Source organism: Streptomyces recifensis (genome assembly GCF_002154615.1).
GTDB lineage: Bacteria > Actinomycetota > Actinomycetes > Streptomycetales > Streptomycetaceae > Streptomyces > Streptomyces griseoluteus.
The window spans coordinates 1-10,692 of sequence record NZ_MUNH01000389.1 but is presented as its reverse complement, the minus strand read 5'-3'; the positions used below and the strand labels follow the sequence as shown (position 1 = coordinate 10,692).

11 protein-coding genes are annotated in these 10,692 nt (G+C 68.2%); 4 read left to right on the top strand and 7 right to left on the bottom strand.

Translation table 11 applies throughout. From position 1 onward, the window contains the following. Nucleotides 1-353: 353 nt before the first annotated feature. On the bottom strand, nt 354-1,946 hold the full coding sequence (locus tag CCN33_RS20260) for an MDR family MFS transporter (protein WP_086694990.1): 1,593 nt from the start codon (nt 1,944-1,946) through the stop codon (nt 354-356). A gap of 122 nt (nt 1,947-2,068) precedes the next feature. Between CCN33_RS20260 and CCN33_RS20255 the strand changes: the two genes are divergently transcribed. Continuing rightward, nucleotides 2,069-2,668, top strand: a complete 600-nt coding sequence (locus tag CCN33_RS20255; RefSeq protein ID WP_086694989.1) for a TetR/AcrR family transcriptional regulator — start codon at nt 2,069-2,071, stop codon at nt 2,666-2,668. 65 nt (nt 2,669-2,733) lie between these two features. Here the strand turns inward: CCN33_RS20255 and CCN33_RS20250 are convergent, their stop codons facing one another. Beyond that, entirely contained in the window at nt 2,734-3,279 is a 546-nt protein-coding gene (locus tag CCN33_RS20250) for a M23 family metallopeptidase (protein WP_086694988.1), read from the bottom strand. A 441-nt stretch (nt 3,280-3,720) separates the two neighbouring features. Between CCN33_RS20250 and CCN33_RS20245 the strand changes: the two genes are divergently transcribed. After that, on the top strand, nt 3,721-4,320 hold the full coding sequence (locus tag CCN33_RS20245; protein ID WP_086694987.1) for an HAD family acid phosphatase: 600 nt from the start codon (nt 3,721-3,723) through the stop codon (nt 4,318-4,320). 277 nt (nt 4,321-4,597) lie between these two features. Beyond that, nucleotides 4,598-5,236 (top strand): DUF6000 family protein, encoded by a 639-nt coding sequence (locus CCN33_RS20240; RefSeq protein WP_086694986.1) that lies wholly within the window; start codon nt 4,598-4,600, stop codon nt 5,234-5,236. A gap of 65 nt (nt 5,237-5,301) precedes the next feature. On the opposite strand, the gene CCN33_RS20235 is transcribed toward CCN33_RS20240, so the two are convergent. Then, nucleotides 5,302-7,824 (bottom strand): ATP-dependent Clp protease ATP-binding subunit, encoded by a 2,523-nt coding sequence (locus tag CCN33_RS20235; RefSeq protein ID WP_086694985.1) that lies wholly within the window; start codon nt 7,822-7,824, stop codon nt 5,302-5,304. Nucleotides 7,825-8,254: 430 nt separating this feature from the next. Here CCN33_RS20235 and CCN33_RS20230 point away from each other — a divergent pair, with 430 nt between their 5' ends. Beyond that, nucleotides 8,255-8,917: an SCO3374 family protein gene (locus CCN33_RS20230; protein WP_244173878.1), complete on the top strand. Its 663-nt coding sequence runs from the start codon at nt 8,255-8,257 to the stop codon at nt 8,915-8,917. Here CCN33_RS20230 and CCN33_RS20225 read toward each other — a convergent pair. From CCN33_RS20225 to CCN33_RS32145, 4 genes are all read right to left on the bottom strand, one after another. Next, complete coding sequence (locus CCN33_RS20225; protein WP_086694983.1) at nt 8,896-9,234, bottom strand: histone-like nucleoid-structuring protein Lsr2; 339 nt, start codon at nt 9,232-9,234, stop codon at nt 8,896-8,898. The genes CCN33_RS20230 and CCN33_RS20225 overlap by 22 nt on opposite strands. A gap of 203 nt (nt 9,235-9,437) precedes the next feature. Then, complete coding sequence (locus CCN33_RS20220) at nt 9,438-9,971, bottom strand: amino-acid N-acetyltransferase (protein WP_086694982.1); 534 nt, start codon at nt 9,969-9,971, stop codon at nt 9,438-9,440. 9 nt (nt 9,972-9,980) lie between these two features. Continuing rightward, a complete protein-coding gene (locus CCN33_RS20215) occupies nt 9,981-10,376 on the bottom strand; it encodes a BlaI/MecI/CopY family transcriptional regulator (RefSeq protein WP_078858492.1) in 396 nt (131 codons plus the stop codon). Nucleotides 10,377-10,441: 65 nt separating this feature from the next. After that, nucleotides 10,442-10,618 carry a hypothetical protein gene (locus tag CCN33_RS32145; protein ID WP_086694981.1) on the bottom strand — a complete coding sequence of 59 codons (177 nt, stop codon included), beginning with the start codon at nt 10,616-10,618 and terminating at the stop codon, nt 10,442-10,444. Nucleotides 10,619-10,692: the final 74 nt, after the last annotated feature.

Below are 10,692 nucleotides of genomic sequence, written 5' to 3'. Positions count from 1 at the left end.
GCGCCCGGCCCACCCTGCGAGGCTGAACACCTCCCGGCGGGTGGGCCGGGCGCACAACGGTGCCGGCGTTCACCGGACGACCGGGCGGGCGGACGACCGCACGGCGAGTCCCGACACCGACGGGGCACCCGGGCACGCCCGGGCCGATGCGGGGACACGCAGGCCCCGACCGAGGGTTGTGGCGTGGAGATGGGCGGACCGGTGGAAGGCCGCTCGAACCGTGGACCGGAAGATGCGCCGGGCCAAGTGCCTTCCGACCAGGCCGGGCGTGGTCCCGTGCCCGCCCGCGCCGCTCCGGAATAGCGAAGGCCCCCCGACCACTGGTCGGGGGGCCTTCGGTACAGCCGGGACGGTCAGACCGCTTCGATCACCGGGGCCGGGATCGCGTCCGTGGGCTCGGTGGACGGCTTCTGGGGGCCGCCGCGCAGCGGGACCTCCTTGACGAAGACGGCCGCGACGAGGACCACGACGGCGATGACGGAGCCGAGGAGGAAGGCGGAGTGGGTGCCCGCGGACACCGCGTGCTGGTACGCCTCCCGTGCCGCGGCCGGCAGCTTGGCGAGGCTGGCCGCGTCGAGCTGGGCGGACTTCTCGGTGATGCCCTTGCCCAGCGCACCGGCGCGCTCGGTCATCACGTCCTGCACCCGGTTGTTGAACAGGGCGCCCATGACGGCCACACCGAACGAGGAGCCGAGGGTACGGAACAGGGTGGCGGAGGAGGACGCGACGCCCATGTCCTTCATCTCCACGCTGTTCTGCGCCACCAGCATGGTCACCTGCATCAGGCAGCCCATGCCCGCGCCGACCACGGCCATGTAGATCCCGGAGGTCAGCCGGGTGGTGTCGGTGTCCATCGTGGACATCAGGTAGAGCCCGATGATCATGAGCACACCGCCGGCGATCGGGAAGACCTTGTACCGGCCGCTGTTCGTGGTGACCCGGCCCGCGACCATCGAGGTCACCAGCATCGCGCCGAGCATCGGCAGGAGCAGCAGCCCGGAGTTGGTGGCGGAGGCGCCCTGCACGGCCTGCTGGTACAGCGGCAGGAAGAGCGTCGCGCCGAACATCACGAAGCCGGTGACGAAGCCGATGAGGGACATCAGGGTGAAGTTCAGGCTCTTGAAGATGTGCAGCGGCAGCACCGGCTCGGCGGCCTTGGTCTGCCAGAACACGAACCCGACCAGCGAGACCACGCCGAGGGCGATCAGCTCCATGATCCGCGCGGAGGTCCAGGCGTACTCGGTACCGCCCCAGGTGGTGACCAGCACGATCGCGGTGATGCCGACGGTCAGCAGGACCACGCCGAGGTAGTCGATCCCCGCCTTGGCCCGCTTCTTCGGCAGGTGCAGCACGGCGGAGACCAGCGCCAGCGCGACCGCGCCGAGCGGCAGGTTGATGTAGAAGGTCCAGCGCCAGCCCCAGTTGTCGGTGATGGTGCCACCGACCAGCGGGCCGCCGATCATCGCCAGCGCCATGACGCCGGCCATCATGCCCTGGTACTTGCCCCGCTCACGCGGCGGGATGAGGTCGCCGATGATCGCCATGACGCCGACCATCAGACCGCCGGCGCCCAGACCCTGGACGGCCCGGAACGCGATCAGCTCGCCCATGCCCTGGGCCATACCGCTCAGCACGGAGCCGATCAGGAAGATCACGATCGAGCCGAGGAAGGCGCCCTTGCGCCCGTACATGTCACCGATCTTGCCCCAGACCGGGGTCGAGGCCGCGGTGGCTAGGGTGTACCCCGTCACGACCCAGGACAGGTGCTCGAGCCCGCCCAGGTCGCCCACGATGGTGGGCATCGCGGTGCCCACAATCATGTTGTCCAGCATCGCCAGCATCATGGCGATCATGAGCGCGAGCAGGACCACTCGTACGCTCTTCGGCTTCTTCTCCGGCTGCTCGGGCTCCGCCTGGCCCGCCTTGGCCGTCTGCGTGTCCGCCATTTCTCCCACTCCCCCTGGCGGCTGCTACTTACTTGCCGCCCGGCTAGTTCACTACACTGGAAGGTAGCCTGCTACTAGCCGGGCGTCAAGTAAGTTTCCGCGGGAGCGGGGGGAGTACGAGGATGGGCGACACCATGGACGGCACCAAGCAGCAGCGCCGCGGGAACACCCGCCAGCGCATCCAGGACGTCGCGCTCGAGCTCTTCGCGGAACAGGGCTACGAGAAGACCTCACTGCGCGAGATCGCGGAGCACCTCGATGTCACCAAGGCGGCTCTCTACTACCACTTCAAGACCAAGGAAGAGATCATCGTCAGTCTCTTCGCGGACCTGACGCAGCCGATCGAGGACCTGATCGAGTGGGGGCGCAGCCAGCCGCACACCCTGGAGACCAAGCAGGAGATCGTACGGCGCTACAGCGCGGCACTGGCAGGGGCGCAGCCGCTCTTCCGGTTCATGCAGGAGAACCAGGCGACGGTGCGGGAGCTGCGCATCGGTGACACGTTCAAGGAACGCATGAAGGGCCTCAGGGACATCATCATCGATCCCGAGGCCGAGCTGGTGGACCAGGTCCGCTCGATCAGCGCGCTGTTCACCCTGCACGCCGGCATGTTCGTGATGGCGGACCTGGAAGGCGACCCCGAGAAGAAGCGCGAAGCGGTTCTCGAAGTCGCCGTGGATCTGGTGACGCAGGCGCACGAGGGCGCCCGAGGCAGGAGGTAGTCCGGACATCCGTGGTCCGGACTACCGGCGGTGGCCCGTGAGGGCCGGGGGCGGTGGCCCGGGGCTCAGACGTGGACGCCCTGGGTCCGCAGGAAGTTGACCGGGTTGACGGCCGAGCCGTAGTTCGGCGTCTTGCGGATCTCGAAGTGCAGGTGCGGGCCGGTGGAGTTACCGGTGCTGCCCGACAGGGCTATGTGCTGGCCGGTCTTGACGATCTGGCCGACCTTGACGTCGACACGAGACAGGTGGGCGTACTGCGAGTACAGACCGTTGCCGTGCTTGATGACGACGGCGTTGCCGTACGCGGGGCCGTCACCGGCGCCGTTCGGGCCGGCCTTGACGACGGTGCCGCCGTGGGCCGCGAGGACCTCGGTGCCGGTGGGCACCGCGAAGTCCTGACCGCTGTGCTTGTGCGCCCAGTGGCTGCCGCCCTGGTCGAAGCTGGCGGAGAGGGTGTACTTCTTCACCGGGTCGACCCAGGAGGTCGCGGAGGCGGAGGCGGCGCTGGCAACCCCGCCACCCAGCACGGCCGCGGCGCCGACACCGGCGGCCAGGACGGCCACGCGAGTGCGGAGCGCGGACGTACGGACAGACGTGGAACGCTTGAACATCGATACCTCGTGAACTCGGAGACAGAGAGCCACCCGGCGTACGGGTGTTTCACCGTGTGCCGGGCGGGACTCCACATTGGTAACCCCTCACCCCATCCGGGTTCAAAGGGCCCATCTACGGCGCGACGTAGTAGAAGTACCTGAAATCGGTCATCTCTTGACAGGCCGGACGCCCCGACGGGACCAGGCGGTATGGCCTGCCGGTATCACCCTGGGTTTCGGCGTGTACGTCTGGGTTTGCCCCGTTTTGGAATACCACTATCCCGGTTAGTACCGGACATTTCGCCTGTGCGGCATGTCACCGGCGGGCCGAGTCCGGGGCCCCATAAATGTGACGCGCGCCTCTAGCAACCTACCGTCCGGTAACCCTACGGTTCCTCTCGCGCCATCCGCTCCGCAGAGCATGCACTGCACCGTACGGACGCGAGAGGACCCCTCTTCATGACCAGACGCCCCCTGGCCCGCCGGATGGCCGCCGTAGCCGTCTCCACCGCCGCGCTCACCGCGCTCGCCGCCCCCGCCGAGGCCGCCACCACGACCACCACGGGCGCCGTCGACTACGCCACCTGGCAGCAGGACTGCGGGCGGGTGATGGACGAGGCCCTCCCCTACATCCAGAGCCGCGCGGCCGCCGGCGGCGGCCAGAAGCAGGCCATCGTCCTGGACGTGGACAACACCACCCTGGAGACCGATTTCGGCTTCCAGTTCCCCCAGCCCGCCAACCGCCCGGTACTGAAGGTCGCCCAGTACGCCCAGGACCACGGCGTCGCCCTGATCTTCGTCACCGCCCGCCCCGGCCTCCTGCACTGGCCCACGTCCTACAACCTCGAACACGACGGCTACCGCGTCACCGACCTCCGGGCCCGCGGCCTCATCGACCTCTTCAAGGACGTCGCCGCCTACAAGACCGCCCAGCGGGCCGACATCGAACGCCAGGGCTACACGATCATCGCCAACATCGGCAACAGCGCGTCCGACCTGAGCGGCGGCCACGCGGAGCGGACGTTCAAACTCCCGGACTACGACGGGCAGTTGTCCTGACCGACCCCCCGGTGTCCCCGGCTGGGCTCCATCCCGACGACGGGGGTGACGGACGGAGCCGACACGGTGACGGCTCGTCACCAACCCCCGTGGTACAACATGATCCGCGCCCTGAGCTGAAGCGGCTGGCAGGTTCTGTTGGTCCGTCAGATGTGTGATGGCACAGCGCACTTGTTCAGGGGCGCGGTATTCCAGTGCCCAGTCACCACGGAGGGCGTGGGGTGACGGCGATGAGCGGGCTAGCCTTGTTCCGCATCAGCAAGGCAGAGTCGGGCGTGTGATACGTGATCCCCGTGACGATGCCGAACTACTGGCCCTGGTTCGCCGGTACGTCACGCCCGGGCGGCGCTACCTGAAGCTCGGCGGCAGCTTGCTGCACATGCCAAGTCCTGCGTCCGACCGATTCATGCGAGATCTCCGTGAGGACGCGGGACTCATCACCCCGAGTGAGATCGCCAAGCTTCTCGAGGGCAGTTGGCGCGAACGGAGAACTGCGGCTTGGCTCGTAGCTGTCTCCCGCAGAACCGAATTCCGTGAAGACCTCGGTCGGCTCCTTCTGGCCAGCGAAGTCTGCTGTGTCGGGCTGGCCTACAGCGTGACCCTGGCCGGTTTCGGAACGGCGCGGGACGCTGATCTGCTCGCCGCCTACCTGGATCGCTACCTCCGCCGCCCTGACCTCGGATACGACCAAACCGTCGTCATGGGCGCTCTCCAGTTCATCGAACTGAACCTGGGAGGTGGTCAGGCCGACCGCTTCCGGGAACCGGGCGGCCTGTGGCAGCAGTGGCTCCAGGATGCCCCTCACATGCGGGGCGACTCGGACCCTGCCCTCTCCACTGTGGGCCTTGTCCGCGGGCTTTGTGCGTTCGTCGACGAATGCGCGAAGCCCGATAACGGGCCATTGCGGCGGCTCTGAAAACCCAAAAGGGGCCGGTGCCATGAGGCACCGGCCCCTTCGGGGCTACGCGGACCCCCGGAGGGTTACGCGTCCTTGCTCAGGTTCGGGCCACCGCCCGCGGCCTGCTCGATGGGCGGGGCGTCGGGCAGGGCGGCCTTCTCCTCGCCGCGGAAGGTGAAGGTCTGGTTCTCACCCTCGCCCTCCGTGTCGACGACCACGATGTGGCCGGGACGCAGCTCGCCGAAGAGGATCTTCTCCGAGAGGGTGTCCTCGACCTCGCGCTGGATCGTGCGACGCAGCGGACGCGCGCCCAGCACCGGGTCGTAGCCCTTCTTGGAGAGCAGTTCCTTGGCGGACTGGGAGAGCTCGATGCCCATGTCCCGGTCCTTGAGCCGCTCGTCCACCTTGCTGATCATCAGGTCGACGATCCGGAGGATGTCCGCCTGAGTGAGCTGCGGGAAGACGACCACGTCGTCGACGCGGTTGAGGAACTCGGGACGGAAGTGCTGCTTCAGCTCGTCCGACACCTTGTTCTTCATGCGCTCGTAGTTGGTCTTCGTGTCGCCGGAGGCGGCGAAGCCCAGGTTGAAGCCCTTGGAGATGTCCCGCGTGCCGAGGTTGGTCGTCATGATGATGACCGTGTTCTTGAAGTCCACGACCCGGCCCTGGGAGTCGGTCAGACGACCGTCCTCCAGGATCTGCAGCAGCGAGTTGAAGATGTCCGGGTGGGCCTTCTCGACCTCGTCGAAGAGAACGACGGAGAACGGCTTGCGGCGCACCTTCTCGGTGAGCTGGCCACCCTCTTCGTAACCCACGTAACCGGGGGGCGAACCGAAGAGCCGCGAGACCGTGTGCTTCTCGCTGAACTCCGACATGTCGAGGGAGATCAGCGCGTCCTCGTCGCCGAAGAGGAACTCGGCGAGCGCCTTGGACAGCTCGGTCTTACCGACACCGGACGGACCGGCGAAGATGAACGAGCCACCGGGACGCTTCGGGTCCTTCAGACCGGCACGGGTACGGCGGATCGCCTTGGACAGCGCCTTGACGGCGTCGACCTGGCCGATGACCCGCTTGTGCAGCTCCTCCTCCATGCGGAGCAGGCGGCTGGACTCCTCCTCGGTCAGCTTGAAGACCGGGATGCCCGTGGCGGTGGCGAGGACCTCGGCGATCAGCTCGCCGTCGACCTCGGCGACGACGTCCATGTCGCCGGCCTTCCACTCCTTCTCCCGCTTGGCCTTGGCGGCCAGGAGCTGCTTCTCCTTGTCGCGCAGGGAAGCGGCCTTCTCGAAGTCCTGCGAGTCGATCGCGGACTCCTTGTCCCGGCGGACACCGGCGATCTTCTCGTCGAACTCGCGGAGGTCCGGCGGCGCGGTCATCCGGCGGATGCGCATCCGGGAACCGGCCTCGTCGATCAGGTCGATCGCCTTGTCCGGCAGGAAGCGGTCCGAGATGTACCGGTCGGCCAGGGTGGCCGCCTGGACCAGCGCCTCGTCGGTGATGGAGACGCGGTGGTGCGCCTCGTACCGGTCGCGCAGGCCCTTGAGGATCTCGATCGTGTGCGGCAGCGACGGCTCCGCGACCTGGATGGGCTGGAAGCGGCGCTCGAGGGCCGCGTCCTTCTCCAGGTGCTTGCGGTACTCGTCCAGCGTGGTGGCACCGATGGTCTGGAGCTCACCGCGGGCCAGCATCGGCTTGAGGATGGAGGCGGCGTCGATCGCGCCCTCGGCGGCGCCCGCACCGACCAGCGTGTGCAGCTCGTCGATGAACAGGATGATGTCGCCGCGGGTGCGGATCTCCTTGAGCACCTTCTTCAGGCGCTCCTCGAAGTCACCGCGGTAGCGGGAGCCGGCGACCAGGGCACCGAGGTCCAGGGTGTAGAGGTGCTTGTCCTTGAGGGTCTCGGGCACCTCGCCCTTGACGATGGCCTGGGCGAGGCCCTCGACGACGGCGGTCTTGCCGACGCCGGGCTCACCGATCAGCACCGGGTTGTTCTTCGTACGGCGGGACAGCACCTGCATGACCCGCTCGATCTCCTTCTCGCGCCCGATGACCGGGTCGAGCTTGGTTTCACGAGCGGCCTGGGTGAGGTTCCGGCCGAACTGGTCGAGGACGAGGGAGGTCGAGGGGGTGCCCTCGGCCGGGCCGCCTGCGGCCGCGGTCTCCTTGCCCTGGTAACCGGAGAGCAACTGGATGACCTGCTGGCGCACCCGGTTGAGGTCTGCGCCCAGCTTGACCAGGACCTGGGCGGCGACGCCCTCGCCCTCACGGATCAGGCCGAGCAGGATGTGCTCGGTGCCGATGTAGTTGTGGCCGAGCTGAAGGGCCTCGCGGAGCGACAGCTCCAGGACCTTCTTGGCACGGGGGGTGAAGGGGATATGACCGGACGGGGCCTGCTGGCCCTGACCGATGATCTCCTCCACCTGCTGACGGACCGCCTCAAGCGAAATGCCGAGGCTCTCCAGGGCCTTAGCGGCGACACCTTCACCCTCGTGGATGAGACCCAGGAGGATGTGCTCGGTGCCGATGTAGTTGTGGTTGAGCATCCGGGCTTCTTCCTGAGCCAGGACGACAACCCGCCGCGCGCGGTCGGTGAACCTCTCGAACATCGTTAATCGCTCCTCAGAGCGGTCAGGCAGTGGGGGGAACTTCCCCTCCCTGTCCTTCCGCAGCTTAGTCCCGCAAGCGGGGACCGCTCATTCCAACTGCCGACACCGTGATGGCCTCCTGACCCCGAACGCCGACATCTGCTCCAACTCGATGGTGCGAGACGATGTTCCCGCAGGCCAGGCAGTTACCCCACTCGCCGTTCCGCCGATGGCGAACGTGAGACGGCCTTTCCTGCGTGTCGCCCCCCTCCCACTAGGCATGTCTTACCCGCGGTGACGGGCGGTCCATGCCGCGCGCACCCTTTCCCTCCGCTATGGGCGAACAACCTCGCGACTCCGGGTGCGCCCGTGCACTCCCCCTGGTCGCACACAGCGTGACCCTCCGGACGCTCAGCGTAACTCCCAGGCGGCTTTGCCGGTTGTTCCTGGCATGGCTGGCTCAGTGTCCCCGGCATCCCCGGAGCCCTACCGGGCATCGACGGCGCCGCCCTTCCCGCGCCCTCGGCGTCCGCTCGGCCCGCCCCCCGGAGCGGGGGCCCGGCACTGGTACGAGGACGTGCTGGGCTGGGCGACGGCGCCGGGGGCACCGCTGCGGCTGATGACGGGGGTGCGCTTCGACGTGCTGGACGTGCCGGCCGAGGCGGGTGCGGTGGCGCTCCGGCATCTGGCGCCCGCCTCCCCGGTGGCCCTGATGGGTGGCCGCATGCGGCTGCTGGTGGCCGCGGGCAGCGCGGAGGAACTGCCGGGGCTGCTCGACTGGCTGGAGTGGGGCGCGCTGGCGCCGGACCTGCGGGCGCTGGGCGCCGGATGCCTGACGGAGGCGCCGGCGCCGCCCGTGCGGGCCGTGGGCGCGGCGATGCCGCGACCGGGCGCCGGGGCCATGCAGGGGGCCGCCGTATGGCTGCGGCCCCCCGAGCCGGGGCGCGATGTGGAGGCGGTACTGCCCGCGCTGCCGTCCTTCGAGGGCGTCACGGGCGCCCCCGATCTCGCACGGCTGGTGGACACCGTGGCGGCGCAGTGCCACCGGGTCCGGCTGCGGCGGGGCGCCGGGCCCCGTTCGCGGGGGCGTGATCAGCCGTTGGCCTTCTCGTAGGCCTCGCGGATGGACGCGGGGACGCGGCCGCGGTCGTTCACGTCGTAGCCGTTCTCCTTGGCCCAGGCGCGGATGGCCGCGGTGTCCTGGTTGCCACCGGAAGTGGCACGGGCCGCCTTGCCGCGGCCACCGGAGGAACGGCCACCGGTGCGCCGGCCGCCCTTCACATACGCGTCGAGAAGGCCGCGCAGCTTGTCCGCATTGGCGGTCGTGAGGTCGATCTCGTACGTCTTGCCGTCCAACGCGAACGTCACGGTCTCGTCAGCCTCGCCGCCGTCGAGGTCGTCGACAAGAAGGACCTGAACCTTCTGTGCCACGGGATTTCCTTTCATCGATAACGTGAGGGCGGGGAGGTCCGCGGCGTACGCCGTTTAGCCGCCCCTGTTATATGCAGTGCAGCAGTACGCCGGAAAGCAAACCGCTTTTGCCGGAAAAACACAAACCCTCGGGGAGAGACCCCACGCCCTCTCACGTCCGGAAACGTGCGCGTTTCGGACATAGGGAACCGGGGCATTGACGATCACAGATGCAGAAGCATCCGGCTGTTGCCCAAGGTGTTGGGTTTCACTCGTTCGAGACCGAGGAACTCCGCGACTCCCTCGTCATAGGAGCGCAACAGCTCCGCGTACACATCGGCGTCCACCGGTGTCTCGCCGATCTCCACGAAGCCGTGCTTGGTGAAGAAGTCGACTTCGAAGGTCAGACAGAAAACCCGGCGAACGCCGAGCCGGCGCGCGGTGTCGAGCAACTTCCCCAGCAGCCGGTGACCCACTCCGGCGCCCTTGAGGGCCGGGTTCACCGCGAGAGTGCGGACTTCCGCGAGGTCTTCCCACATGACGTGCAAGGCGCCGCAGCCGACCACCTCGGCGTTGTCGTCGCGTTCCGCGACCCAGAACTCCTGGATGTCCTCGTAAAGGGTGACCGTGGCTTTGTCGAGCAGGATGCGGTCACGCGAGTAGGCGTCGAGGAGTCGTCGGACAGCGGGAACATCGCTGGTCCGGGCGCGCCGGACGGTGATGGCATTCGCGGAGACTTCGGGGCTCTTCGCTGACATGGGCGGACGCTATCGCCCGCCGGTCTCCTCCGCCGAACCGGGGTTCTCGCGCGTTTGCGGCCCCTGGACGATACGGATGGCGTCGCTGAGGGCCTGGCGCTGTTCCTCGCTCATCATCCCGAAGAACGCGACGAGAGCGGCGGCGGGGTTGTCGCTCTGCGACCAGGCGTCGTTCATGAGCGCGGCGGCGTAGGCGGCTCTGGTGGAGACGGCCTCATATCGATAGGCACGCCCTTCCGCCTCCCGGCGGACCCAGCCCTTCTGATGAAGATTGTCCAAAACCGTCATGACGGTGGTGTACGCGATCGAGCGTTCCTGCTGGATGTCTTCCAGGACTTCCCGGACGGTCACCGGGCGGTTCCACTTCCACACCCGTGACATGACGGCGTCTTCGAGATCTCCCAAGGGGCGAGGCACAAAACAAATAATAGTGGGAGATCCGGTCAAATCGGCGCCGACGTGCGGGTGGCTCAGGCGTCGCCGTGGGCGGCCTGGCGGGCGCTCTCCGCGCGCGCGAGGGCGGCGTCGACGGCCGCGTCCTCCTTGCCCTTGGCCGCTCCGCCCTGGGTCTTCACGATCACCCGGACCACCCCGATGAAGAGGGCGGCCATGACGAAGGGGGGCACCAGCGCGGAGACGTAGTCCATGGCACCAGGGTAGCCACGCGGGGCGGCCCGGCCGGGGCGGGGTGGGCCTTATGTCCTCCCCGCCCCATAGAGCC